Annotated in this window: 24 protein-coding genes and 3 pseudogenes; 14 read left to right on the forward strand and 13 right to left on the reverse strand. The window is 72.2% G+C overall.

What is annotated here, in order from left to right; all coding sequences use genetic code 11:
* Positions 1-276: 276 nt before the first annotated feature.
* Positions 277-1,095, reverse strand: a pseudogene (locus tag B124_RS33190) (MFS transporter); the annotation flags it as partial.
* A gap of 241 nt (positions 1,096-1,336) precedes the next feature.
* Here B124_RS33190 and B124_RS33195 point away from each other — a divergent pair.
* A pseudogene (locus tag B124_RS33195) lies at positions 1,337-2,223 on the forward strand (LysR family transcriptional regulator).
* A gap of 62 nt (positions 2,224-2,285) precedes the next feature.
* Here the strand turns inward: B124_RS33195 and B124_RS33200 are convergent.
* Entirely contained in the window at positions 2,286-2,948 is a 663-nt protein-coding gene (locus B124_RS33200; protein ID WP_496506730.1) for a tetratricopeptide repeat protein, read from the reverse strand.
* Between the two features lie 244 nt (positions 2,949-3,192).
* On the opposite strand from B124_RS33200, the gene B124_RS33205 reads away from it, so the two are divergent.
* Complete coding sequence (locus B124_RS33205; protein WP_496506731.1) at positions 3,193-4,035, forward strand: helix-turn-helix domain-containing protein; 843 nt, start codon at positions 3,193-3,195, stop codon at positions 4,033-4,035.
* Complete coding sequence (locus B124_RS33210) at positions 4,019-4,243, forward strand: DUF397 domain-containing protein (protein ID WP_496506732.1); 225 nt, start codon at positions 4,019-4,021, stop codon at positions 4,241-4,243. Before B124_RS33205 ends, B124_RS33210 begins: the two co-directional genes overlap by 17 nt.
* Here the strand turns inward: B124_RS33210 and B124_RS33215 are convergent.
* Positions 4,230-4,691 (reverse strand): hypothetical protein, encoded by a 462-nt coding sequence (locus B124_RS33215; RefSeq protein WP_496506733.1) that lies wholly within the window; start codon positions 4,689-4,691, stop codon positions 4,230-4,232. The two genes, B124_RS33210 and B124_RS33215, sit on opposite strands and share 14 nt — an antisense overlap.
* A 267-nt stretch (positions 4,692-4,958) precedes the next feature.
* Here B124_RS33215 and B124_RS33220 point away from each other — a divergent pair, with 267 nt between their 5' ends.
* From B124_RS33220 to B124_RS33245, 6 genes are all read left to right on the forward strand, one after another.
* Positions 4,959-5,849 (forward strand): ketopantoate reductase family protein, encoded by an 891-nt coding sequence (locus B124_RS33220; RefSeq protein ID WP_496506758.1) that lies wholly within the window; start codon positions 4,959-4,961, stop codon positions 5,847-5,849.
* 257 nt (positions 5,850-6,106) lie between these two features.
* Entirely contained in the window at positions 6,107-7,480 is a 1,374-nt protein-coding gene (locus B124_RS33225) for a glycoside hydrolase family 6 protein (RefSeq protein WP_496506734.1), read from the forward strand.
* Between the two features lie 269 nt (positions 7,481-7,749).
* Positions 7,750-9,786, forward strand: coding sequence for a glycoside hydrolase family 48 protein (locus B124_RS33230; protein WP_496506735.1), 2,037 nt, complete (start codon positions 7,750-7,752; stop codon positions 9,784-9,786).
* Between the two features lie 281 nt (positions 9,787-10,067).
* A complete protein-coding gene (locus tag B124_RS33235; protein ID WP_496506736.1) occupies positions 10,068-11,210 on the forward strand; it encodes an LLM class flavin-dependent oxidoreductase in 1,143 nt (380 codons plus the stop codon).
* Positions 11,207-11,857 (forward strand): FMN reductase, encoded by a 651-nt coding sequence (locus B124_RS33240; protein WP_496506737.1) that lies wholly within the window; start codon positions 11,207-11,209, stop codon positions 11,855-11,857. The genes B124_RS33235 and B124_RS33240 overlap by 4 nt, the downstream gene beginning before the upstream one ends.
* A 1-nt stretch (position 11,858) precedes the next feature.
* On the forward strand, positions 11,859-12,269 hold the full coding sequence (locus B124_RS33245) for a tetratricopeptide repeat protein (protein ID WP_496506738.1): 411 nt from the start codon (positions 11,859-11,861) through the stop codon (positions 12,267-12,269).
* 299 nt (positions 12,270-12,568) lie between these two features.
* Here the strand turns inward: B124_RS33245 and B124_RS33250 are convergent, their stop codons facing one another.
* Positions 12,569-13,741: a thiolase family protein gene (locus B124_RS33250; protein WP_496506739.1), complete on the reverse strand. Its 1,173-nt coding sequence runs from the start codon at positions 13,739-13,741 to the stop codon at positions 12,569-12,571.
* Positions 13,742-13,862: 121 nt separating this feature from the next.
* Between B124_RS33250 and B124_RS33255 the strand changes: the two are divergent.
* Positions 13,863-14,468, forward strand: a pseudogene (locus B124_RS33255) (TetR/AcrR family transcriptional regulator); the annotation flags it as partial.
* Between the two features lie 84 nt (positions 14,469-14,552).
* Positions 14,553-15,662 (forward strand): ABC transporter substrate-binding protein, encoded by a 1,110-nt coding sequence (locus B124_RS33260; protein ID WP_496506759.1) that lies wholly within the window; start codon positions 14,553-14,555, stop codon positions 15,660-15,662.
* Between the two features lie 51 nt (positions 15,663-15,713).
* Here the strand turns inward: B124_RS33260 and hisF are convergent, their stop codons facing one another.
* Genes hisF through hisD form a run of 8 tightly spaced genes read right to left on the reverse strand, consistent with a single transcriptional unit; the run spans position 15,714 to position 21,589 of the window.
* A complete protein-coding gene (gene hisF / locus B124_RS33265) occupies positions 15,714-16,502 on the reverse strand; it encodes an imidazole glycerol phosphate synthase subunit HisF (RefSeq protein ID WP_496506740.1) in 789 nt (262 codons plus the stop codon).
* Positions 16,499-16,921, reverse strand: coding sequence for a RidA family protein (locus B124_RS33270; RefSeq protein WP_496506741.1), 423 nt, complete (start codon positions 16,919-16,921; stop codon positions 16,499-16,501). The genes hisF and B124_RS33270 overlap by 4 nt, the downstream gene beginning before the upstream one ends.
* Positions 16,921-17,661 (reverse strand): bifunctional 1-(5-phosphoribosyl)-5-((5-phosphoribosylamino)methylideneamino)imidazole-4-carboxamide isomerase/phosphoribosylanthranilate isomerase PriA, encoded by a 741-nt coding sequence (gene priA, locus B124_RS33275; RefSeq protein WP_496506742.1) that lies wholly within the window; start codon positions 17,659-17,661, stop codon positions 16,921-16,923. The genes B124_RS33270 and priA overlap by 1 nt, the downstream gene beginning before the upstream one ends.
* Entirely contained in the window at positions 17,661-18,392 is a 732-nt protein-coding gene (hisH, locus tag B124_RS33280) for an imidazole glycerol phosphate synthase subunit HisH (protein WP_496506743.1), read from the reverse strand. The genes priA and hisH overlap by 1 nt, the downstream gene beginning before the upstream one ends.
* Positions 18,389-18,553 carry a CG2302 family histidine operon protein gene (locus B124_RS33285; protein WP_496506744.1) on the reverse strand — a complete coding sequence of 55 codons (165 nt, stop codon included), beginning with the start codon at positions 18,551-18,553 and terminating at the stop codon, positions 18,389-18,391. The genes hisH and B124_RS33285 overlap by 4 nt, the downstream gene beginning before the upstream one ends.
* The gene (gene hisB / locus B124_RS33290; protein ID WP_496506745.1) at positions 18,553-19,146 is read right to left on the reverse strand and encodes an imidazoleglycerol-phosphate dehydratase HisB; all 594 of its coding nucleotides are present in this window, start codon (positions 19,144-19,146) and stop codon (positions 18,553-18,555) included. The genes B124_RS33285 and hisB overlap by 1 nt, the downstream gene beginning before the upstream one ends.
* A complete protein-coding gene (locus B124_RS33295; protein WP_496506746.1) occupies positions 19,143-20,249 on the reverse strand; it encodes a histidinol-phosphate transaminase in 1,107 nt (368 codons plus the stop codon). The genes hisB and B124_RS33295 overlap by 4 nt, the downstream gene beginning before the upstream one ends.
* Positions 20,246-21,589, reverse strand: coding sequence for a histidinol dehydrogenase (hisD, locus tag B124_RS33300; protein WP_496506747.1), 1,344 nt, complete (start codon positions 21,587-21,589; stop codon positions 20,246-20,248). Before hisD ends, B124_RS33295 begins: the two co-directional genes overlap by 4 nt.
* A gap of 161 nt (positions 21,590-21,750) precedes the next feature.
* Here hisD and B124_RS33305 point away from each other — a divergent pair, with 161 nt between their 5' ends.
* Genes B124_RS33305 through ybaK form a run of 3 tightly spaced genes read left to right on the forward strand, consistent with a single transcriptional unit; the run spans position 21,751 to position 24,623 of the window.
* Complete coding sequence (locus B124_RS33305; RefSeq protein WP_496506748.1) at positions 21,751-23,352, forward strand: oxidoreductase; 1,602 nt, start codon at positions 21,751-21,753, stop codon at positions 23,350-23,352.
* Between the two features lie 30 nt (positions 23,353-23,382).
* Positions 23,383-24,120 (forward strand): LON peptidase substrate-binding domain-containing protein, encoded by a 738-nt coding sequence (locus B124_RS33310; protein WP_496506749.1) that lies wholly within the window; start codon positions 23,383-23,385, stop codon positions 24,118-24,120.
* Positions 24,121-24,125: 5 nt separating this feature from the next.
* A complete protein-coding gene (gene ybaK / locus B124_RS33315) occupies positions 24,126-24,623 on the forward strand; it encodes a Cys-tRNA(Pro) deacylase (protein WP_496506750.1) in 498 nt (165 codons plus the stop codon).
* A gap of 50 nt (positions 24,624-24,673) precedes the next feature.
* Here the strand turns inward: ybaK and B124_RS33320 are convergent, their stop codons facing one another.
* Positions 24,674-24,826 carry a hypothetical protein gene (locus B124_RS33320; protein WP_496506751.1) on the reverse strand — a complete coding sequence of 51 codons (153 nt, stop codon included), beginning with the start codon at positions 24,824-24,826 and terminating at the stop codon, positions 24,674-24,676.
* Between the last annotated feature and the right edge of the window lie 2 nt (positions 24,827-24,828).

Below are 24,828 nucleotides of genomic sequence, written 5' to 3' on the forward strand. Positions count from 1 at the left end.
CCTGTCTCGGCAAGCACCTCGTCGACAAGATCACGATCGACGATACGAGTCAGGACCCCTACACCGATTCGATCCGTCATACGTACACCCGCGAGCGCGGTGCCACGATCGCCCTGAAGCATGGCGAGAAGATAGCAGAAGGCAGGCAGAGGAGGAACAGAAGGAAAGACCTGCCGCTTTATCCACAGAACGCACGGGAGTGTCGCTGTGGAAAAGTGGATGACGAAATGCCGAGGAGCTTAAATGAGTGGCATTGCCTCGCAGGTTCCTGTTCACCGTGTATCCGGCGATGAAGTTCCCCACCGCACCGCCGACACCGAAGATGATCAGGACGGTGGTGATGAAGGCGGACGAGGCGGATGCGGTGTCCTCCAGGTAGGGGCGCACGAACGTGTAGGCCCCGAAGTGCCCGAGCACGAAGAACACGACGATGAACAGCACCGTGCGCAGTTGCCCGTTCCTGACCGGCAGGCTGAAGACCTCACGGACGGACACGGCGTTCTGCGACGGCATGGACGGGACGAGGGCCGCGACCGCGACGAGGACCAGCACGCTGAGGCCGGCCCAGATGCCGAAGGTGGTCCGCCAGTCCGTCTGCGCCTCGATGACGGTGCCGAGGGGGATACCGACAACCGTGGCGATGGAAATCCCGGACATCACCACTGCGGCGGCCCGGCTCGCATGCCGTTCCGGCACGATCCGCATGGCCATGCTCACGCCGATGGCCCAGAAGACACCGCTGGCGAAGCCCATGCAGAGCCGGGTGCCGAGAATCAGCGGGTAGTTCGGCGAGAGGGCGGTGATGAGGTTGCCCAGGGCCAGCACGGCGAGCAGTGCGGTCAGCAGGACGCGCCGGTTGACGCGCCTGGTCCAGGCCACGATGAACGGTACGCCGAGGCCGGCCGCAACCCCCTGTGCGGTGACCATGAGACCTGCCACGCCGACAGATATGTCCAGGCTCTCGCTCAACGGAGTGAGCAGGCCCACGGGCATCAGCTCAGTGGTGAGGAAGACGAACAGACTGGCCGTGATGGCGGCGACACCCAGCCATCCTTTCAGGGATGAGAGTGAATTCTGTTGCGCCTGTAGAGGCATGACATCTCTCCAGCGGTGTTTTTTATACGGGGACAGGCGATTGCCCCTGCCTGGCCATTCCTCGGTCCCGAATGACTGCAGTGGGGAAGCCCGCAATCACGTCACGAAAAGCCCGCCACAAGAACGTTCCGCGGGCCCAGTCAGCGGACCCGGACGAGGCACCCTCTGATTCTGAACCCAGCCCGATCAATGAGTCCAATGCATGTTTGTCATCTCATTTATCGTGAGGCAAGATGAATCCATGGAGCTCCAGCAGATGCGCTACGCGCTCGCCGTAGCCGAGACGAAGAGCTTCACCCGCGCCGCCGAGCGCTGCCACGTCGTCCAGTCCGCCCTGAGCCACCAGATCGCCCGCCTGGAGCAGGAGTTGGGCGCCAAGCTCTTCGAGCGCACCACCCGCCGGGTCCGGCTGACCCCGGCGGGCAGGCGTTCCTCCCGGCGGCCCGCCAGTGCCTGGCCGCCGCCGAGCGCGCGAGCGTCGACGTCGCCGCCGCCGTCGGCGAAGTACGCGGGCAGCTCTCCGTCGGTGTGATCCCCTCCGTCGCGGCCGTCGACATCCCGGGCACCCTGCGCGACTTCCGCCGGCAGCATCCGAAGGTGCGTATCAGCCTGCGGGTTGGCGCCAGCGACGAACTCGTCGAGCAGGTGAGGGAAGGAGACCTCGAGGTCGCCTTCCTCGGCCTGCCGACCACCGCCCGGCCCAAGGGCGTTGAGGCCCGCGTGCTCGGCCACGACCGCCTCGTCGCCGTGGTCGCCCCCGACCACCCCCTGGCCGGCGAAGGGCCGGTCGACCTGCGCCGGCTCTCCTCGGAGGAGTTCGTGGACCTGCCGGCGAAGACCGCCGGCCGCATCCAGTCCGACCTGGCTTTCTCCGCCGCCGGTCTCACCCGTGACGTCGCGTTCGAGGTGACCAACGCGGACTTCCTGGCCCGGCTGGTCGGCCAGGGGCTGGGCGTGGCGATGCTGCCGTCGGCGTATGTGCCGCAGCTCAGCGGGGTGACCACGATCGAGGTCACGGACGCACCGGTCCGGGTGGAGTGCGTCGTCTGGACCCCGGAGAGCCGAACACCGGCGGCGACGGCGTTCCTTCGGCTGCTGGATGTCGCGGGCGTCGGCGAAGGACCGTGAGGTCGCGGGGTGTTCGGCGGGGGTCGGCTGCGAGGGCGTCTGGCTGGCGCGGCTGGTGTCGGCTACGGCGCGCTCGGGCGACCGAGTTCGGCGACAGTGCGGGCGAGGTTGTCGCGGCTGGTTAAAGTCCTCGGGTGGTCCGGGCCGGAGGCGGATTCCCACGCTTGAAGAGCGGTGCGCCAGCCAGTCTCCGCTAGCTGGTACCTGCCTTGGGCGTGAGCGGTCGCGGCGATGCCGGTGGCTACTTGTGGGGCGCTGTCGGCCAGCACGGTGCGGATGACGGTTTCAGGGACGTGTTCGTCTGGGGTGCTTTGGCGTTGGACGGTGTCGGTGAGGTAATCAAAGACCTGGACACGGTCGTCGTCTTCGGGTTGCAGGAGTGCGGTGGTGGCCCTGCGGGTTCGGGTGGCCCAGTCCCACGCCTGCTGAAGGGACTCAGGTCGCAGTCGGGCCCCGCCTCGCTGGGTGAGGTAGTGCTCGTGGGTGGCCTGGACCAGGCGGCGGGGAATGGGCGCGGTATGGCCGGCTCGGCGGATGTCGATGGCGGCGGCGATCAGGGCTGCGGCGCGGGGGTGAGTAGGTGCGTTGGGATCGGTGTTGGGGCTGTGGGCGTCAAGCCAGTCACGGAGCAGGTCGGGGCCAGCGGCGAGGTACTCGGCAGCCCGTCGTCGCCGGGCGCACTGCCGATATTCCCAGGCATGAAACCCTCCTGTGTCGATAGGCACATGACCCTGATGCAGGCAAAGTCAATACGAGCCGAAACGTCAAGATCAGGCTTAGCCCGGTGCTGCAATAGCGCATCACGGCTGAGCGCGTGCTGCGCCGCGGGCGGGGCCGTTGGCGCTGGGGCTGTCACCGGGCCGGCTGGGAAATCCCTCGAAAGAGTTACTTATTGCCATCGCCCGGTGACGCTAGGATCGGGCGCGTTGACGTCCCCAACTCAGTCGAATGACAGGGGGGTTTACGGGCATGGTCGCGAGAGAGCGCGAGTTGAAGCCGGACCGTTCCGCCCGCGATCTGTACGGAGCGGATCTCCGTCGGTACCGGAAGAATGCCGGGATGTCGCTGGAGGCGCTGTCCGATGTCGTGAGGTACAGCAGGGCCCACCTGGCGAGGATCGAGACGGCGGAGGCGATCCCTCCGCCGGACCTGAGCGGGAAGCTGGACGCCTGCTTCGGCACGGACGGGCACTTCGGGCGGCTATACGCCCTCGCCAAGCGGGAGATCCATCCCGATCAGTACCGGCGTCGGATGGAACTGGAAGCGCAGGCGGTTGGCATCACCGAGTACGCCCCGTTCGTGATCCCCGGACTGCTGCAGACCGAACGCTATGCGCGGGCGATCTTCGATGTGGGTAATCCGGTGACGCCCGCAGAGTCGGTCGACGACCTGGTGACTGCCCGCCTCAGTCGGCAGGCCATCCTCAAGAGGGCGAACCCTGCCTGGCTCTCCGTCATCCTCGAAGAGTCCGCGCTCACTCGGGTCATCGGCGGGCCGGAGGTGATGCGCGAGCAGCTCAAGTCGCTGCTCTCGTGGGTCGAGAGCCCGACGAGTCTCCTCCAGGTTCTTCCGCACTCGCACGGGGCACACACGCTGATGGGCGGCTCGTTGGCGCTGTGGACCCTGGACAAGGGCACGGCGGTGGCGTACGAAGAGAGCATCACGACCGGCCGCTTGATCGAGGACCCCGAAACCGTTCGCAGGTGCATCCAGGCATGCGATGTACTACGGGCCTACGCACGATCGCCAGCCGAGACTGCGGAGTTCATTCGGTCCGCTATGGAGGAGCTTCCCCATGAGCAGAATCCCTGACCCGTCCCGCGTCCAGTGGGTCAAGTCCAGCTACAGCAACAGCAATGGCGGCGGCTGCGTCGAGTGGTCGCCCGGCTTCGCCGCATCCGGCATCGTGCCCGTCCGGGACTCCAAGGACCCGGACGGGCACGCCCTCACCTTCTCGGCCGACGCCTGGACGGCGTTCATCGCCGACGTGAAGAACGGGGCCTACCCTACTGGCGGGTGAGTTCCTCGGATGTGCCGTTGTGCCACTTGACGGTGACCGTGTCGCCGTTCACCGACCAGACCGCGTTCATCGCGCCGAACGCGTTCGGATCGGTCATGTCGAGCGTGTCGCATGAGGTCAGGGCGATGTCGCGGTCGGTGGCCACGCCCGTGCACTCCCCGGTCTCCGCGCTCTGGTAGGTCACTTGCGCGGACTTGGACGTCAGCGAGGTGTCGCCGGAGACCCAGGTGCCCTCAAGCCCGCCCCCGATGATGCCCGGTCCGCTGTCGCCGCCGCCGTCCGGGGGGTTGGTGTCCGAAGGGGAGGTGCCCGGGTCGGGCTCGCCGGCATCCTTCTTCGAGGAGTCCAGAGGGCTTGAGGCCGCGGGTTCCTTCTGGGCTCCCGCGTCTTCGTCGTCGTTACCGCAGCCGGCCGACACCAGCGTCGCCAGCACGACGGCCACGGGCACGGCAAAACGCCACTTCTTATGCATGAATCCCCCGATTTCCGATGAATGCGAACCGGCCTCCGAACGCCGGTTCGGCACGCTCCGTCACCGACAAGCTACCCGGCCCCTCGCCCGGCAGGCAAACGTGCACGGCCCGGCGGGGTCAAGGGGGTTGGGGGTCCGATTCCCGCCGCCCCCGCAGAAACACCCGGCGCCGGTCCCCGGGCTTCACCGCGGGCGGTGTGGACGTCCTCGGTGAACTGACCTTTACTGCTCCGCATGGACACGTTGAACGCTGCCGTACTCGGCCCCGGCGGGGTCGGCGGGCTGCTCGCCGCGCTGCTCGCCCGGGCCGGGCACCGGGTGACCGCGCTGGCCGGTGCACAAACCGCGAGCGCCCTCCAAGTCGGCGGGATCACCGTCAACAGCAGGCAGTTCGGCGACTTCGCCACCAACGTGGCCGGCGACACCGAGCTGCGCGAGCCCGTCGACCTGTGTGTCGTCGCCGTCAAGGCCACCGCCTTCGACGCCGCGCTGGAGCGGGTGCCACCTGCGGCGCTCGGCGACGGGCTCGTCGTACCGCTGCTCAACGGCGTCGACCACGTGGCCGCGCTGCGCGAGCGCTACCGGCCGGAGCAGGTGGCCGCGGGCACGATCACCGTGGAGTCCACCCGGGTCGCGCCCGGGCTGATCGAGCACGGGAGCCCGTTCACGAAGGTCTCGCTCGCGTCCGCCACCGCGCCGCGCGAGCGGCTGGAGGCGGTCGCGCGGGTGCTGGCCGACGCCGGTGTCGAGGCGCAGGTCCGGGACGACGAGGCGGGCGTCCTGTGGACGAAGATGGCCTTCCTCGCGCCGCTGGCGCTGCTCACCACCCGCCACGGCCTGCCCGTCGGCGGGGTGCGGACCGGGCGCCGGGACGAGATGCTGGCGCTGCTGGCGGAGACCACCGCGGTGGCGCGCGCGTACGGGGCGCGGGTGGAGGCGGAGGGGGTCGCGTCGATGTACGACACCTTCCCGGCCCGTACGAAGTCCTCGATGCTCCGCGACGCGGAGGCGGGCCGCCCCCTGGAACTCGACGCCATCGGCGGTGCGCTGCTGCGCGGCGCGCAGGCGCACGGAATCGCGGTCCCGGTGGCGGAACGGCTGGTCGCGGAGATCGGGACGCGGGCGGGCGCGTAACCGGGCCGACCCTACGAGCAGTGAAGACGCCTGTCCTCGTGGGCGGACCCTTCACAACACTTCTTTGAGCTGTTAGCCTCGCAGCGCGATATGGGAGCGCTCCCACTCTTCAGACACCACCGCTCGGGCCGCGCGGAGGGAAGATCAAGAATTGACATGTACTCGTCAGTAACGCGCGCTCCGGGACCCCACTGCCCCCACGCACCCCCCGCATTCCCCCCACAACCAACGCCCTCACGGGCGTAGAAGGAGAGCCGATGAGAAAGTCACGCAAACGTGTCGTCGGCATCAGCGCGGCGGCACTGGCCGCCACCGGCGGCCTGCTGATCACCTCGCTGTCCGCACCCACTGCGTCAGCCGAGGTCGCGGCCCCGGGCGACAACCCGTACGCGGGCAGCCAGCTGTACGTGAACCCCGACTGGTCCGCCGCGGCCACCGAGGGCGGCGGGGCGGCCATCGCCGACACCCCGACCGCCGTGTGGCTCGACAGCATCGGGTCGATCACGGGCGGCTCCGCGGGCTCCAACACCATGGGCCTCAAGGAGCACCTGGACACCGCGCTGGAGCAGGGCGCCGACGCCATCCAGATCGTCACGTACAACCTGCCCGGCCGGGACTGCGCCGCGCTCGCCTCCAACGGCGAGCTGGGCCCGGAGGAGATCGACCGGTACAAGAGCGAGTTCATCGACCCGATCGACGCGATCCTCGACGACCCGGCGTACGAGAACCTCAAGATCATCAACGTCGTCGAGATCGACTCGCTTCCCAACCTCATCACCAACGTCGGCAGCCGCGAGACGGCGACGCCCGAGTGCGACGTGATGCTGCAGAACGGCAACTACGTCAAGGGCGTGGGCTACAACCTGGCCACGCTGGGCGACAACGGCAACGTCTACAACTACATCGACATCGGGCACCACGGCTGGATCGGCTGGGACGACAACTTCCAGGCGACCGCCGACCTGCTGTACGAGGCCGCCAACACCGAGGGCGCCACGCCCGAGGACGTCACGGGCTTCGCCGCCAACACCGCCAACTACGGCGCCACCGAGGAGCCGTACTTCTCGATCGACGACGTGGCCGGCGACGGGCCCATCCGTGAGGGGCACAGCAAGTGGGTCGACTGGAACCGCTACGTCGATGAGCTGACCTTCTCGCAGGCGTTCGTGACGAAGGCGGCCACGAGCGCCGGCTTCCCGTCCGGCATGGGCGTGATCATCGACACCTCGCGCAACGGCTGGGGCGGCGCCGACCGGCCGACCGGCCCCGGCGACATCTCCGGGCCCGGTGAGGAATACGTCAACGACAGCCGCACCGACCGCCGGATCCACCTCGGCAACTGGTGCAACCAGTCCGGAGCCGGTCTCGGTGCCCGGCCGACCGCCTCGCCGGCGCCCAACATCCACGCCTACGCCTGGATCAAGCCCCCGGGTGAGTCGGACGGCTCCAGCGAGGAGATCCCGAACGACGAGGGCAAGGGCTTCGACCGGATGTGCGACCCGACGTACGAGGGCAACCCGCGCAACCAGAACAACATGTCGGGTGCCCTGGGCGGCGCGCCGCTCTCCGGCCACTGGTTCCAGGCCCAGTTCGAGGAGCTGCTGGCCAACGCCAACCCGCCGGTGAACTAGCACACGAGTTCCCCCCACCCTCCGCCGCCGGCCGCCGGATCCCGGCGGCGGAGCGGCCCGGTGGCGGCCCCCGGGACGGCCGCCACCGGGCATCCACCGGGCGCACCGGCACGCACCGGACACCCACCGGCCCGCACGGTTCACCGCGGTCCACCGGGGTGCCGGGCTCCACCGGCCCCCGTCCCGCGGTCACCCCCCGCAGCCGCGCACCTCCACCCTCCACCCTCCCGCCGGGCCGCGCGCCCGCGGGCTCTCCGAGGAGATCCCTCATGTCCAAGTCACTGTCCCGCCGGCGGTTCACCGCCGCGGCCGGCGGCGCCGCCCTCGCGTCGGCCGTCGCAGCGCCCACCGTCGCCCGGGCCGGCACGGCCCCCGAGGAGAAGACGGCGGCGGCCCCGCAGGGTCCGTACGACGACCTCTTCCTCGCCCAGTACGAGAAGATCAAGGACCCGGCCAACGGGTACTTCAGCCCCGACGGCATCCCCTATCACGCCGTCGAGACGCTGATGGTCGAAGCGCCCGACCACGGGCACCAGACCACGTCGGAGGCGTTCAGCTACTGGATGTGGCTGGAGGCCGCGTACGGCAGGGTCACCGGCGACTGGGCCCCGTTCAACTCTGCCTGGGAGGCGGCCGAGCAGTACATCATCCCGACTCAGGCCGATCAGCCCACCAACAGCGCGTACAACCCGAGTTCGCCCGCGACGTACGCGCCCGAGCACCCCGACCCCTCGCTGTACCCCGCCCAGCTCGACACGTCCGTCTCCGTCGGCCAGGACCCGCTGGCGGCCGAGCTGGCGTCCGCGCACGGGACGATGGACATCTACGGCATGCACTGGCTGCTCGACGTCGACAACACCTACGGCTACGGCAACACCCCCGGCACCGGCGGCCAGAACGGCCCCGGCGCCGGCCCGTCGTACATCAACAGCTACCAGCGGGGCTCGGAGGAGTCCGTCTGGGAGACGATCCCCCAGCCGACGACCGACCTGTTCAAGTACGGCGGCCCGAACGGCTATCTCGACCTCTTCGTCGGTGACGCCTCCTACGCGCAGCAGTGGAAGTACACCAACGCGCCCGACGCCGACGCCCGCGCCGTCCAGGCCGCGTACTGGGCGCTGACCTGGGCCACGGAGCAGGGCAACGCCGGCCAGGTCTCCGCGTCGGTGGCGCGCGCCGCGAAGATGGGCGACTACCTGCGGTACGCGATGTTCGACAAGTACTTCAAGCAGATCGGCGACTGCACCAGCCCCAGCGGCTGCGCCCCCGGCTCCGGCCGCAGCTCCCAGCACTACCTGCTGTCCTGGTACTACGCCTGGGGCGGGGCCGCGGGCGGCGGTGGCGGCGGCTGGGCGTGGCGCATCGGCGACGGCGCGTCCCACCAGGGCTACCAGAACCCCTTCGCGGCCTGGGCGCTGTCCACCGTGCCCGAGCTGACCCCCAAGTCCCCCACCGCGAAGAGCGACTGGTCGACGAGCCTGACCCGGCAGCTGGAGTTCCTGCGCTGGCTGCAGTCCGCGGAGGGCGGGATCGCCGGCGGCTGCACCAACAGCTGGAACGGCCAGTACGGCACCCCGCCCGCCGGCTCGCCCACCTTCTACGGCATGGCCTACGACTGGCAGCCCGTCTACCACGACCCGCCCAGCAACAACTGGTTCGGCATGCAGTGCTGGGGCATGGAGCGAGTCGCGGAGCTGTACTACGCCTCGGGCAACGCGACGGCGCAGGAGCTGCTGGAGAAGTGGGTGGCCTGGGTCACGCCGGAGATCACCGCGGAGGCCGACGGCACGTTCAGCATCCCGGCGACGCTGTCCTGGAACGGCGCCCCGGACACCTGGAACGCGGGCAGCCCGGGTGACAACGCCGGGCTGCACGTCTCGGTCGCGGAGTACGGCACGGACGTGGGCGTCGCCTCGGCGCTGGCCAAGACGCTCACGTACTACGCGGCCAAGGCCGGCGACACCGCGACGGCAGACGTGGCCAAGCGGCTGCTGGACGCGCTGGCCGCGAACGCCGACGGCCTCGGCATCGCGGTGCCGGAGACGCGCGCCGACTACCGCCGCTTCGGTGACGAGGTGTACGTCCCGGACGGCTGGTCCGGCACGATGCCGAACGGCGACACGATCGAGCGCGGCGTGACGTTCATCGAGCTGCGCTCGTGGTACCGCGACGACCCGGACTGGGAGAAGGTGCAGGCCCACCTGGACGGCGGGCCGGCGCCCGAGTTCACGTACCACCGCTTCTGGGCTCAGGCGGGGCTGGCGATCGCCTTCGCGGTGTACGCCGAGCTGTTCCCGTCCGCCTGACGGGGTGAGCCGGCCGGCCGGGACCCGCCTCGCGGGACCGCCGGCCGGCTTGTCCCCGCGCCGGGCCGCCGGCCGGGCCCGGTGCGGGAGGCCGGACCCGGCCGGCCCGCTGCTCCCCGGTACGGGCCCCTCCGTCCCCGACCCCGCGCGGAGGCCCGTACCGGGGCTTCGACCTGCCGGAACGCTGCCGGCGTGCAGCCGGCTCATGCCGGGGAATAGGGTTGCGCAGACACACGTTCTTCGGTGTGATTGAGCTTTCAACCACGAAGAGGGTGAGTCCGGTGCAGTTCGGGATCTTCAGTGTCGGCGACGTCACCCAGGACCCCACCACGGGCCGGGTGCCGAGCGAGCACGAGCGGATCAAGGCGATGACCGCGCTCGCGCTCAAGGCCGAGGAGGTCGGCCTCGACGTCTTCGCCACCGGCGAACACCACAACCCTCCGTTCGTCCCCTCGTCCCCCACCACCATGCTGGGCTGGATCGCGGCGCGCACGGAGCGGCTGATCCTGTCCACGTCCACCACGCTGATCACCACGAACGACCCGGTGAAGATCGCCGAGGACTTCGCGATGCTCCAGCACCTGGCGGACGGCCGGGTGGACGTGATGATGGGCCGCGGCAACACCGGCCCCGTCTACCCCTGGTTCGGCCAGGACATCCGGCAGGGGATCCCGCTGGCCGTGGAGAACTACGCGCTGCTCCACCGGCTGTGGCGCGAGGACGTCGTCGACTGGGAGGGCCGCTTCCGCACCCCGCTGCAGGGCTTCACCTCCACCCCGCGCCCGCTGGACGGCGTGCCGCCGTTCGTCTGGCACGGCTCCATCCGCTCGCCGGAGATCGCCGAGCAGGCCGCGTACTACGGCGACGGCTTCTTCGCCAACAACATCTTCTGGCCGAAGGAGCACTTCCAGCGGCTGATCGAGCTGTACCGCACGCGCTACGCCCACTACGGGCACGGCGCCCCCGAGCAGGCGATCGTCGGCCTGGGCGGGCAGGTGTTCATGCGGAAGAACTCGCAGGACGCGGTACGTGAGTTCCGGCCGTACTTCGACAACGCCCCGGTGTACGGGCACGGCCCCTCGCTGGAGGACTTCACCGAGCAGACGCCGCTGACCGTGGGCAGCCCGCAGGAGGTCATCGACAAGACGCTGACCTTCCGCGAGTCCTTCGGGGACTACCAGCGCCAGCTCTTCCTGGTCGACCACGCGGGCCTGCCGCTGAAGACCGTGCTGGAGCAGATGGACCTGCTCGGCGAGGAGGTCGTGCCGGTGCTGCGCGAGGAGTTCGCCAGGAACCGGCCGGCGAACGTGCCGGAGGCGCCGACCCACGCGGCCCGCGTGGCGGCTTCCGCCGCGGAGCGGAACGAGCAGGCGGAGCGGAACGAGCAGGCCGGGCAGAACGAGAAGGAGGAGGTCGCCAAGTGACCGCACTGAAGCTGACCGTGGTCTCGGCCGGGCTGAGCGTGCCCTCGTCCACCCGGCTGCTCGCCGACCGGCTGGCAGAGGCGGTACGGCGGCAGCCGGCCGACGACAGCCGGCAGGTCGAGGTGCAGGTGGTCGAGCTGCGTGACCTCGCGGCGGACATCGCCCACAACACGGTCACCGGCTTCCCGTCCGCGACCCTCGCCGAGGCGATCGACGCGGTCACGGGCGCCGACGGCCTGATCGCCGTGACGCCGGTCTTCTCCGGTTCGTACAGCGGACTGTTCAAGTCGTTCTTCGACGTGATCGGGGCGGCGGACGACGGCGCGCTGACCGGGAAGCCGGTGCTGGTCGCGGCGACCGGCGGGACGCCGCGGCACTCGCTGGTGCTGGAGCACGCGATGCGCCCGCTCTTCGCCTACCTGCGGTCCGTCGTCGTGCCGACCGCGGTGTACGCGGCGGCCGACGACTGGGGCGGCAGCGGCGACCCGCTGACCGACACCCTGCCCACCCGTATCGCGCGGGCGGCGGGCGAGCTGGCCGAGCTGATGCACGGCCGGCAGCCCCGCCCCGCGGCCGGCGGGCCGGAGCAGGTCGTTCCGTTCGAGCAGCAACTGGCCGCGCTGCGGCCGGATACCCGGAAGGAGTGACGTGAGCGAGGAGTTCCGGGGCTTCGACGCCTTCGGTCCCGACGGAGAGCCCGCCGCGAGCCGCTGGAGCGACGCGCTGAGCCTCTTCGCGGCGCCGGAGGCGGTGGACGCGGCCTCCCGCTGGGAGCGGGCCGGAGTGCTCTTCGACGCGAAGGACTACACGGGGGCGGCGAAGCTGCTGGTCACGGTCGTCGAGGAGTATCCCGGCCAGGTCGCGCCGCGGCTGCTGCTGGCCCGGGCGTACTACCACTCCGCGCAGTTGACCCGCGCCGAGCAGGAGCTGCGCGCGGTCCTGGACCGCGACCCGGTCGAGGAGTACGCCCACCTGATGCTGGGCCGCACGCTCGAGCGCCTGGGGCGCGACGAGGAGGCGGCGGGCGCGCTGCGCACGGCGGCGGCGCTGGGCGCCTAGCGGCGGGCGCCGGAGGACACCGCGGCGGCCGGCTTCCCCGCCGAGGCGCCCCGGACGGCCAGCCGTCGCCGAGGCGGCCCGGCACCACCCGCTGGACACGTAGCGCCTAGCGGCGGGCGCCGGAAGGCACTGCGGCGGCCGGCTGACCCGCCGAGGCGCCGGGACGGTCGGCCGTCGCGAGGCGGCCCGGCGCCGCGGAGCGTGCTGGACCGCGGCTACCGCCGCCCGCCCGGGCGGCGCAGCCGCGGCGCAGCAACGCGCCACCCGCCGCGCCCCGCGCAGCGGCTACCGCGCAGCGGCTACCGCAGGAGCTCGATGATCGTCGCGTTCGCCAGGCCGCCCGCCTCGCACATCACCTGCAGCCCGTAGCGGCCGTCCACCGCGTCCAGCGCGCCGAGCAGCGTGCCCAGCAGCCGCGTGCCCGACGCGCCCAGCGCGTGGCCCAGGGCGATCGCGCCGCCGTGGACGTTGACCCGGTCCGGGTCGGCGCCCACCTCGCGCTGCCACGCCAACGGCACCGGCGCGAACGCCTCGTTCACCTCGAAGGCGTCGATGTCGGCCACCGTGAGCCCCGCCTTCGCCAGCACCTTGTGCGTCGCCGGGACGACGCCCATCAGCATCAGCACCGGGTCGTCGCCCGTCACCGCGAAGGAGTGGAACCGCGCCCGCGGCGTGAGGCCCAGCTCCGCCGCCCGCTCCTCGCTCATGATCAGCACGGCGGAGGCGCCGTCCGTGAGCGGCGAGGAGTTGCCGGGCGTGATGTGCCACCCGATCTCGGGGAAGCGCGCGGCGATGTCCGGGTCGTAGAAGGACGGCTTGAGGGCGGCGAGGGCGTCCAGGGAGGTCGAAGGACGTACGGTCTCGTCCCTGCGGTGCTCCCCCACGGGCACGACGTCTGCGTCGAAGACGCCCTGCTCCCATGCCCGTACCGCCAGCCGGTGCGAGCGCTCCGAGAACGCGTCCAGCTCCGTACGCCCCAGCCCCCACCGCGCCGCGACCAGCTCCGCGGAGTGGCCCTGGGCGATGAGCCCGCCGGGGTAGCGGGCGGCGAGGCGGTCGCCGAACGGGTCCCGGCCCACGGCGGCCGTGCCCATCGGCACCCGGCTCATGGACTCGACGCCGGCGGCCACGGCGATGTCGTACGCCCCGGCCATCACCCCCTGCGCCGCGAAGTGCGCGGCCTGCTGCGAGGAGCCGCACTGCCGGTCGACGGTGGTGGCCGGCACGGACTCGGGGAACCCGGCGGCGAGCACGGCGTTGCGGGCGACGTTGAACGACTGGTCGGCGGCCTGGGTGACACAGCCGGCGATCACGTCGTCGATCCGCGCGGGGTCGAGGCCGCTGCGGTCGACGAGTGCGCGCAGCACCTCGGCCAGCAGGTCGACGGAGTGGACCCCGGACAGGGCGCCGCCGGGCTTGCCCTTGCCGGAGGCCGTGCGGACGGCGTCGACGACGACTGCGGTGGTGGTCATGGGCGGCGGCCCCTCTCTCGTTCTTCTCGTTCTTCTCGGTTCTCTCACTTCGTCATGCGGTTACTGCAGAGTTACATACCGGGAGTACGTATGTACAGGGTATGCCGCCTAGAATGCGCTCATGAACACCCGCAGAACGCAGCAGGAGCGCACGGCGGCGACGACGAAGGACCTGGTCGGCGCCGCCCGCGAGCACTTCGCCCGGGACGGCTACGCCGCCGCCTCCCTCGACGCGATCTGCGCGCAGGCGGGCATCACCAAGGGCGCGCTCTACCACCACTTCCGCAGCAAGCAGACCCTCTTCCACGCCGTCTACGCGGCCGAGCAGCACCGGCTGCGCAACGCCATCGCCACCGCCTTCCGCCGGTGCCCGGACCCGTGGGACGGCCTGCGCGCGGGCCAGCGCGCGTTCCTCACCGGCTCCATCGAGCCCGGCACCCAGCGGATCACGCTGCTCGACGCCCCGGGGGCGCTGGGCTGGGCCGCGATGCGCGAGGTGCAGGCGGACTGCCGGGCGATGACGCGGCGCGGGCTGGAGCAGACCGTCGGCGTGCGCAGCGAGAACAGCGAAGGCGGTGACGACGGCGAAGGCGCCGTGCCGGCGGTGGAGTTGGACGCGATGGCGTCGGTGCTCTTCGGGGCGCTGTGCGAGTGCGCGATGGCGGTGGCCCACGCGCGGGACCCGGACGCGGTCCTGGCGGCGTCGCTACGGCAGGTGGACCGGCTGGTGGCGGCGCTGCCGGGGGCGCCGGCCTGGCCTGCCGGCCCGTACCCCGATAACCGGTTGCAGCCGGGCCCACCGGCCGGTGCAATGGCCACCGTGATCACCCAGGTACGCCCGGCGCGGCGGGACGAGCCCGTGCGGATCGGCGCCCTCGCCCCGCTCACCCCGCCCGGCTGGGCCGCGGCGGGCCGGCACCTGGTCGCCGGGCTCGACCTGGCCGTCCGCGAGGTCAACGACGCCGGCGGCATCGACGGGCGCCCCCTTGAGCTGGTGGTACGGGACACCGCCGCCGATCCGCGGCGGGCCGCGGCGGCGGTGGACGAGCTGGCCGGGCTGGGCGTCGCCGCGCTGGCGGGCGAGTACCACAGCGTCGTGGCCCGTACCGCCGCCGCCCGGGCCGATGCCCTCGGGGTGCCGTTCCTGTGCTCGTCGGCGGTCCTGGACGCGCTGACCGAGCAGCCGGCGGACGGCGTCGCGCGGATCGCCCCGGCGCAGTCCCACGGCTGGCGGCTCTACGCGGACTTCCTCCTCGGCGCGGGCCACCGCCGGCTCGCCGTGGCCGCCCAGCCGAGCGTCTACTGGACGTCCGGGACCCGCATCCTGCGCGACCATCTCGCCCCCCACGGCGGCACCGTCGTCGAAGTCGACGCGGGGGCGCTCACCCCCGAGGCCGTGTGCGACGCGGTCGCCGGCAGCGGGGCGACCGCCCTCCTGCTGCTCGTCGGCCACCCGGAGCCCGCGGTGCCGCTCGTGACGTCCCTGCGCCGCGACCCGCGCCTGGCCGGGCTGCTGATCGGCGCCCCGGCCGGACAGCCGGAGTTCGCCGAGTGGGCGGCGCTGCTGGGCGAGGCGGGCGCCGGGATCCCGTTCCTGCGCTATCTGCCCGAGTCCCTCACGCCGCTCGGCGTACGCGTCGAGTCGGTCCTGCGCGACCGGCTGGCCGAGGCGCCCTCCTTCGTCGCCTTCGAGGGCTACGACACCGTCACCGTCCTCGCCGACGTGCTCCGCAACGGGGGTGCGGGCGGCGGGCGTACCGCCGTCGCCTGGGCGGACGTCGCGGTCGACGGGACCCGCGGGCCGATCCGGTTCGTGCGCGTGCCGGGGGTCGGCGTGTGGCAGTGGGCCTGGCCGCCGGTCCAGGTCGTCGACCGGGACCCGGCGGAGCCCGGCCGCTTCCGGGTCCTGCACGCCGGCTGAGCCGGCCCGCCCGGCGAGGGGCCGGGCCGTCCGGCGAAGGGCCGGGCCCGGTCAGCCCTTCGCCCGCGTGCCCCGTACCACGTGGCCCGTGGTGCGCAGCGTCTCCTTGACCTCGCCGATCCGCAGATCCCCGAAGTGGAAGACCGACGCCGCCAGCACGGCGTCCGCGCCCGCGTCGATCGCCGGCGGGAAGTGGTCCAGGCGGCCCGCGCCGCCGCTGGCGACGACGGGGACCGTCACGCGCTTGCGCACGGCGGCGATCATCTCCGTGTCGTAGCCGTCCTTCGTGCCGTCGGCGTCCATCGAGTTGAGCAGGATCTCGCCGGCTCCCAGCTCCGCGGCCTGCGCCGCCCACTCGACGGCATCGAGGCCCGTGCCGCGCCGCCCGCCGTGCGTCGTCACCTCGAAGCCCGAGGGCGTCGCCGTGCCGTCGCCGCAGCGCCGCGCGTCCACCGACAGCACCAGCACCTGGCTGCCGAAGCGCTCGGCGATCTCGCGGATCAGCTCCGGCCGGGCGATCGCCGCGGTGTTGACGCCGACCTTGTCGGCGCCCGCGCGCAGCAGCCGGTCGACGTCGGCCACCGTGCGCACGCCGCCGCCGACGGTGAGCGGGATGAAGACCTGCTCCGCCGTGCGGCGCACCATCTCGTACGTCGTCTCGCGGTCGCCGGAGGACGCGGTGATGTCGAGGAACGTCAGCTCGTCGGCGCCCTCCGCGTCGTAGACCCGGGCCATCTCGACGGGGTCGCCCGCGTCGCGCAGATTGCGGAAGTTGACGCCCTTGACGACCCGGCCGGCGTCCACGTCGAGGCAGGGGATGACCCGTACGGCCAGAGTCATGCGCCGCCCGCTTCCCAGGAGCCGCCGGGGCGGTACGCCTCGACCTCGACCTCGACGACCAGCCGCGGGTCGACGAAGCCGGAGACGATGATCAGCGACGCGGCGGGGCGGATGGCGGCGAAGAGCTCCTTGTGCGCCCCGCCGACCGCCTCCACGTCGCGCGCGTGGGTGAGGTACATCCGGGTCCGCACGACGTCCTCGCGCTCCAGGCCGACCCGCTTCAGGGCCTCGAACGCGACGCCGAACGCGGTCATGGCCTGGGTGTGCGGATCGCCCTCGCCGACGATCGCGCCGTCCACGACCGACGTGCAGCCGGCCACCAGCACGAGGCCGCCCGGCAGCGCCACCGCGCGCGAGTAGCCGAACTCCTCTTCCCAGGGGGCACCGGACGAGATCCGACGCACACCGCCACCCGCCATCAGGACACCGCCTCCAACGCCTCTTCCAGGGTGAACGCCTTCGCGTAGAGGGCCTTGCCGACGATAGCGCCCTCGACGCCCTCGGGCACCAGCGTGGCGATGGCCCGCAGATCGTCAAGGGAGGAGACGCCGCCGGACGCGACGACGGGCCGGTCGGTGACGGCGCAGACGTCGCGCAGGAGTTGCAGGTTGGGGCCCTTCAGGGTGCCGTCCTTGTTGATGTCGGTGACCACGTAGCGCGCGCAGCCCTCGGCGTCGAGCCGCGCCAGCGTCTCGAACAGGTCGCCGCCGTCGCGGGTCCAGCCGCGACCGCGCAGCGTGGTGCCGCGGACGTCGAGGCCGACGGCGACGCGGTCGCCGTGCTCGGCGATGATCCTGGCGACCCACTCGGGGGACTCCAGGGCGGCGGTGCCGAGGTTGACGCGGGTGCAGCCGGTGGCGAGCGCGGCGGCCAGGGACGCGTCGTCCCGGATGCCGCCGGACAGCTCGACCTTGAGGTCCATCGCCCGGACGACCTCGCCGATACGGGCGCGGTTGTCGCCGGTGCCGAAGGCGGCGTCGAGGTCGACGAGGTGCAGCCACTCGGCGCCAGCGCGCTGCCAGGCGAGCGCGGCCTCAAGGGGGTCGCCGTAACCGGTCTCGGTGCCGGACTCGCCGTGCACGAGGCGTACGGCCTGGCCGTCGCGGACGTCGACGGCGGGCAGCAGCTCCAGGGCGGTGGTCGTCTGGCGGGGCGTCATCAGAGGGTCTCGATCCAGTTCTTGAGGAGCAGGGCGCCGGCGTCGCCGGACTTCTCGGGGTGGAACTGGGCGGCCCACAGCGGTCCGTTCTCGACGGCGGCGACGAACGGCTCGCCGTGGGTGCTCCAGGTGACGGCGGGCGGGGTGATCCGCGGGTTGTGCACTTCGAGCTCCCAGCGGCGGGCGGCGTAGGAGTGGACGAAGTAGAAGCGCTCCCCGGCGTCGACACCCGCGAACATCCGGGAGCCGGGCGCGATATCGATGGTGTTCCAGCCCATGTGCGGCACGATGTCGGCCTTCAGCGCCTCGACCGTGCCGGGCCACTCGCCCATGCCCTCGGTCCGTACGCCGTGCTCGACGCCCTGCTCGAAGAGGATCTGCATGCCGACGCAGATGCCCAGCACCGGCCGGCCGCCGGCGAGCCGGCGCTCGACGATCCAGTCGCCGCGGGCCCGTTTCAGCCCGTCCATGCAGGCGGCGAAGGCGCCGACGCCGGGCACCAGCAGGCCGTCGGCGGCCATCGCCCGGTCGTAGTCGCCGGTGATCTCCACCTGGGCGCCGGCGCGGGCGACGGCGCGCTCGGCGGAGCGGACGTTGCCGAAGCCGTAGTCGAAGACGACGACGCTCTTGCGCCCGCCCCGCTCCTCGCCCCGGCGGGCGGCGGGCACGGCGGCGGGGGCCGCGGTGGTTCCGGCCGTGCCCGGGGCGGTGGACCCGGAGCTGTCGCTCAACTCCACACCCCCAGCCGCAGGATGCCCGCGACCAGCGCCATCGCGGCGCCGATGGCGAGCACGGCGATCACGTTCTTCGACTGGCCCTGCTTGGCGAAGGAGATGACGCCGCCGAGCAGGAAGAGCCCCACGAAAATCAGCAGTATCGACAGGCCGTTCATTACAGCGCGCCCTTGGTCGACGGGATACCGGTCTGCCGCGGGTCTATCTCCGCGGCGTAACGCAGTGCCCGGGCCAGCGCCTTGAACTGGCACTCCACGATGTGGTGCGCGTTGCGCCCGTACGGCACGTGGACGTGCAGGGCGATCTGCGCCTGGGCGACGAACGACTCCAGGATGTGCCGGGTCATCGTCGTGTCGTAGTCCGCGCCGATCATCGGGGCCATGCCCTCGGGCTCGGTGTGCACCAGGTAGGGGCGGCCGGACAGGTCCACGGTGACCTGGGCCAGCGACTCGTCCAGCGGCACGGAGGCGTCGGCGAACCGCACGATGCCGCGCTTGTCGCCGAGGGCCTGCCGGAAGGCGGCGCCCAGGGCCAGCGCGGTGTCCTCCATGGTGTGGTGGCTGTCGATGTGCAGGTCGCCGTCGGTCTTGACGGTGAGGTCGAAGAGGCCGTGGCGGCCCAACTGGTCGAGCATGTGGTCGAAGAAGCCGACGCCCGTCGACACTGAGACCTCGCCGCGGCCGTCGAGGTCGAGCTCGACGACGACCGAGGTCTCCTTCGTGGTGCGCTCGACGCGGCCCACGCGGGTCATGAGTTGCTCTCCTTCTTCAGCGCGCGCACCGCATCGAGGAACGCGTCGTTCTCCGCCGGGGTGCCTGCGCTGACGCGCAGGAAGCCGGGCACGCCGAGGTCCCGGACCAGCACGCCCGCGTCCAGCAGCCGCTCCCACGCGGCGTGCGCGTCCGGGAAGCGGCCGAACTGGACGAAGTTGGCGTCGGACTCGGTGACCTCGCAGCCGAGCGCGGTCAGCTCCGACACCAGCCGGTCCCGCTCCTGCTTGAGCTGTTCGACGTACTGGAGCAGGGTATCGGTGTGCTCCAGGGCGGCGAGAGCGGTGGCCTGGGTGACGGCGGACAGGTGGTACGGCAGCCGGACGAGCTGGACCGCGTCGACGACGGCGGGATCGGCGGCGAGATAGCCAAGCCGCAGGCCGGCGGCGCCGAACGCCTTGGACATCGTGCGGGTGAGGACGAGGTGCGGGCGGCCCTCGATCAGCGGCAGCAGCGAGGGACGGTGGCTGAACTCGCCGTACGCCTCGTCCACCACGAGCATCGAGGGGCCCGTGGCCTGCGCGGCCTCGTACAGCCTGAGGACGGTCTCGCGTTCGACGGCGGTGCCGGTGGGGTTGTTCGGCGAGCAGACGAACACCACGTCGGGACGGTGCTCGGCGATGGCGCGCTCGGCGGCGGCGACGTCGATGGTGAAGTCCGCGCGCCGCGGGCCGGAGAGCCAGCGGGTGCCGGTGCCGCGCGAGATGAGGGCGTGCATCGAGTACGACGGCTCGAAGCCGATGGCCGTGCGGCCGGAGCCGCCGAAGGTCTGCAGCAGTTGCTGGATGACCTCGTTGGAGCCGTTGGCCGCCCACACCTGGGCGGTGGTCACCTCGTGCCCGGCGGTGCGCGACAGGTAGCGCGCCAGCTCGGTGCGCAGCTCGACCGCGTCCCGGTCCGGGTAGCGGTTGAGGTGGCGGGCGGCCTCGGTGACGCGCTCGGCGATGCGCCGGACCAGGGGCTCGGGCAGCGGGTAGGGGTTCTCGTTGGTGTTCAGCCGGACGGACACGTCGAGCTGGGGCGCGCCGTACGGAGACGAGCCGCGCAGCTCGTCGCGGACGGGCAGGTCGTCGATCGCGGTCACGGCTGCGGCACCTTCCACTCGAACCTTGCCTTCAGCGCGGCCCCGTGCGCGGGCAGGTCCTCGGCCTCCGCGAGGTTGACCACGTGCGCGGTGACCTCGGCGAGGGCGTCGCGGGTGTAGTCCACGACGTGGACGCCCTTGAGGAAGGACTGCACGGACAGGCCCGAGGAGTGGCAGGCGCAGCCGCCGGTGGGCAGCACGTGGTTGGAGCCGGCGCAGTAGTCCCCGAGGGAGACCGGGGCGTACGGGCCGACGAAGATCGCGCCGGCGTTGCGCACCCGGGCGGCGACCGCGGCGGCGTCGGCGGTCTGGATCTCCAGGTGCTCGGCGGCGTAGGCGTCCACGACGCGCAGGCCGGCCTCCAGGTCGTCCACGAGGACGATGCCGGACTGCCGGCCGCCCAGTGCGGCACTGACCCGCTTGAGGTGCCGGACCGCGGCCACCTGCGTCTTCAGCTCGGCCTCGACGGCCTCGGCGAGCCGCTCGGAGGGCGTGACGAGGACGGCGGCGGCCAGCTCGTCGTGCTCGGCCTGGCTGATGAGGTCCGCGGCGACGTGCACGGGGTCGGCGGTGTCGTCGGCGAGGATGGCGATCTCGGTGGGGCCGGCCTCGGCGTCGATGCCGATACGGCCCTTCAACAGGCGCTTGGCGGCTGCCACATACACGTTCCCCGGGCCGGTGACCATCTGCACCGGGCGGCACTCCTCGGTCCCGTACGCGAACATGGCGACGGCCTGGGCACCCCCCGCGGCATACACCTCGTCCACGCCGAGCAGCGCGCAGGCGGCGAGGATCGTCGGGTGCGGCAGGCCGGCGCCCCACGAGTTCGGCACGTCCTTCTGCGGGGGCGAGGAGACGGCCAGCGACTCCACGCCCGCCTCCTGGGCCGGCACCACGTTCATCACCACGGAAGACGGATACACGGCCTGGCCGCCGGGCACGTACAGCCCGACGCGGGCGACCGGCAGCCAGCGCTCCGTGACCGTGCCCCCGGGGACGACCCGCACGGCGGTGTCGCTCCGGCGCTGCTCGCGGTGGACGATGCGGGCGCGGCGGATCGACTCCTCCAGCGCGGCGCGCACCTTCGGGTCCAGCTCGGCCAGCGCGCGCGTCAGCGCCTCCGCGGGCACCCGCAGCCGCTCCAGCGTCACGCCGTCGAAACGCTCTGTCATATCGATCACAGCCGCCGTGCCACGATGCCGGACGTCCTCGCACAGGGGCCGCACCTTCTCCAGGGCGGCCTCGACGTCGAGCTCGGCACGGGGCAGCAGGTCGCGGTCGATGCCGCCGCCTGCGTCGGAGGCGGCGGCGGAGCCGCGCAGATCGATTCGGGAGATCACGTGCCCAAGTCTCTCAGACCGCTCGGGTCCCCGGTCCGGTTGTCCACAGGCTGGACCGCGAACTCGTCACTGTCAGTACCTGGTACTAGCGTTCAGTGTGCCATCCCAAGGGGAATCAGAGCCGTACGGGACGGACGCGGGCAGACCAGGGGAGCGTGTCGTTGACCGCTGCACAGCACGACCGGGCGGAGCCGCCCGAGGACCTTTCAGCCACGGAACGGGGACTGTGGGAAGCGTTCCAGGAAGGAGTGACCTACGATCTGCGCTCGCGCGATCCCGGGGAGAACGACCCGGCGGGGCTGCACGTCTGGGGGCAGGAGCGCAGCGTGCGCGCCTCGTTACTCGCCCGGCTCCTGCTGCACGGCCCGCCGGCCCGGCCCGGCCGGGTGTCGTCGCTGAAGCTGGCCGGCGCGCTCGTCACGGGCACGCTCGACCTCTCCGGCGGCCGGGTAGATCCGTACGTGGAGCTGCGCAACTGCCGCTTCGAGAACGAGCTGCTGATGCCCGAGTGCTCCTTCGCCACGCTGCGCCTGGTGGAGTGCTCGGTCCCGCGGCTCGAGGCCGCCCGGCTGACCACCAGCGGCGACCTGCACCTGCCCCGCTGCACCGTGGACGGCGGCATCCGCCTGACCGACGCCCACATCGGCACGGACCTGCTGCTCAGCCAGCTCACCGTCGGCCGTGACCGGCGCGGTGTGGCCATCGCCGCCGACGGCATCACCGTCGGCCAGGACCTCCAGGCCGACCTGCTGCAGGCGCACGGCGAGCTGCGGATGCGCGGCGCGACCGTCGGCGTCTCGCTCAACCTGAGCGGCAGCGTCCTGCGCAACCCGTACGGCAAGCGCGCGCTCAACGCGCCGCAGCTCACCGTGGAGCGCTCGCTGCACATGGGCCCGGCGGCGGTCCCCGAGGCCGCGACGGGCGGGGCCACGCCCCCGTACGGCATCAGCGGCCACACCCCGCCGCGCGGCACGCGGATGCAGCGCTTCGAGTGCCACGGCGGGCTGCGGCTGGACGACGGCCGCTTCGGCGACTCCGTCGACCTCGACGGCGCGCGCTTCGTGATGGACCCGGAGCAGGAGATGTCCCTGCGCCGGATCCAGACGCCGGAGCTGCGGTTCATCGGACGCGAGCCGGAGGGCGGCAGGGTCGTGCTGTCCGGCGCCCGGGTCGTCAACCTCCGCGACAAGTACACGAGCTGGCCCGGCCCCGGCCGGCTGGCGATGGCCGGCTTCTTCTACGAGCACCTCATACCCGTCGGCGCCTTCCCGCTGGTGCACCGGCTGGAGTGGGTGGAGGCCGCCACCCCGGAGTTCTCCCCGGAGCCGTACGAGCTGCTGGCCGCGGTCCTGCGCAACACCGGCGAGGACCATGACGCCCGCGAGGTCATGCTCGCCAAGCACCGCAGACAGCGCGAGACGCTGCCGCTGACCGGCAAGGCCTGGGGCCTGGTGCAGGACTGGACGGTGGCCTACGGCTACCGCCCCACCCGTGCCGTGGTGTGGATGGCGGTGCTGTGGGCCGTGGGCTCGCTGTACTTCGCGCAGCAGGAGCCGCGCGCGCTGCGCCCCGGCGAGGGGCCCCAGTGGAATCCCCCGCTCTACGTGCTCGATCTGCTGCTGCCCGTCATCGACCTGGGCCAGGACAACGCCTGGCACCAGTCGGGGCATTACCAGTGGACGGCCACGGTGCTCGTGCTCGCCGGCTGGGTGCTCGCCACCACCGTGGCGGCCGGCGTCTCCCGAGCGCTGCGCCGCCAGTGAGGTACCGGCCGGGACCGTTAGGATCCGCCTGTGACCACCGCACGCCTTCCTCTCTTCCCGCTGAACGCGGTGCTGTTCCCGGGCCTCGTCATGCCCTTGAACGTGTTCGAGGAGCGGTACCGGGCGATGATGCGCGACCTGCGCAAGCTGCCCGAGTCGGAGCGGCGGTTCGGCGTGGTGGCGATCCGGGACGGCCGCGAGGTGGCGCCCACGGGACCGGGCCTGCCGGATCAGACCGCGCGGCCCGAGCGCGGCCCCGCGGCCGGCTTCGGCGCCGACCCGATGCAGGCGTTCTACGGCGTCGGCTGCGTGGCGGACGCGGCGACGATCCGGGAGAAGGAGAGCGGCGGGTACGAGGTGCTGGTCACCGGCACCCGCCGGTTCCGGCTGCTGTCGGTGGACGCCTCGGGCGAGTATCTGACCGGCGAGGTCGAGGCGCTGCCGGAGCAGTCGGGCGAGGGCGCGGGCGTGCTGTCCGCGGCGGTCGTACGGGCCTTCAGGACGTACCAGAAGAGGCTGGCCGGCGCCCGCGAGCGCTCGCTCGGCGCTGCCACGGAGCTGCCGGACGAGCCGTCGGTGCTGTCGTATCTCGTCGCCGCGGCGGCGGTGCTGGACACCCCGTCGAAGCAGCAGCTCCTCCAGGCACGGGACACCGCGGCGCGGCTGTCGGCCGAGCTGAAAATCCTGCGACGGGAGAGCGCGGTGCTGGGTAAGCTCCCGTCTCTCCCCGCGGTCGACCTGACGCGGAACCCGACGAGCCCCAACTGAGCGGTATGGCAAAGAAGAAACAGGCCGGATCCACCCCGGCCACGGTGGCACTGACCAAGGCCGGCGCCGAGTTCACCGTCCACGCCTACGACCACGACCCCGCCGCCGCCTCGTACGGTGAGGAGGCGGCCGACGCGCTCGGCGTCGACCCGGGCCAGGTCTTCAAGACCCTGCTCGCCGAGGTCGACGGTGCGCTGACCGTCGCGATCGTGCCCGTCTCCGGCACGCTGGACCTCAAGGCGCTGGCCGCGGCGGCGGGCGGCAAGAAGGCGGTCATGGCGGACCCGGCGCACGCCGAGCGCACCACGGGGTACGTCCGCGGCGGCATCTCCCCGCTGGGCCAGCGCAAGCGGCTGCCGACGGTGCTGGACTCCTCGGCCGCCGGGCGGCCGACGGTCTGCGTCTCCGCGGGCCGGCGCGGTCTTGAGGTGGAGCTGTCGCCGACGGTGCTGGCGGAGCTGACGGGCGCCGTGGTGGCGCCCATCGCGCGCGCCGGCCGCTGACGGGCCGCCGCGCGGCCGGGCGGGTGCGGCCCGGCTGGTCCTCCTCGGCGCTAGGCGGGCCGGCGGCCGTGGTTGGCCTTGCCCTTGCGGGTACGCCACTTGCGCTTGCGCGTCTTCTTCGACATGTCCAGGTCATACCGGAGTGCACGGTATCCGTCCAGGCCCGGCGCAGCCCTCCCCCCGACGGCTGGGCCGTCCGGCACCG

Source organism: Streptomyces sp. CNP082 (assembly GCF_059570535.1).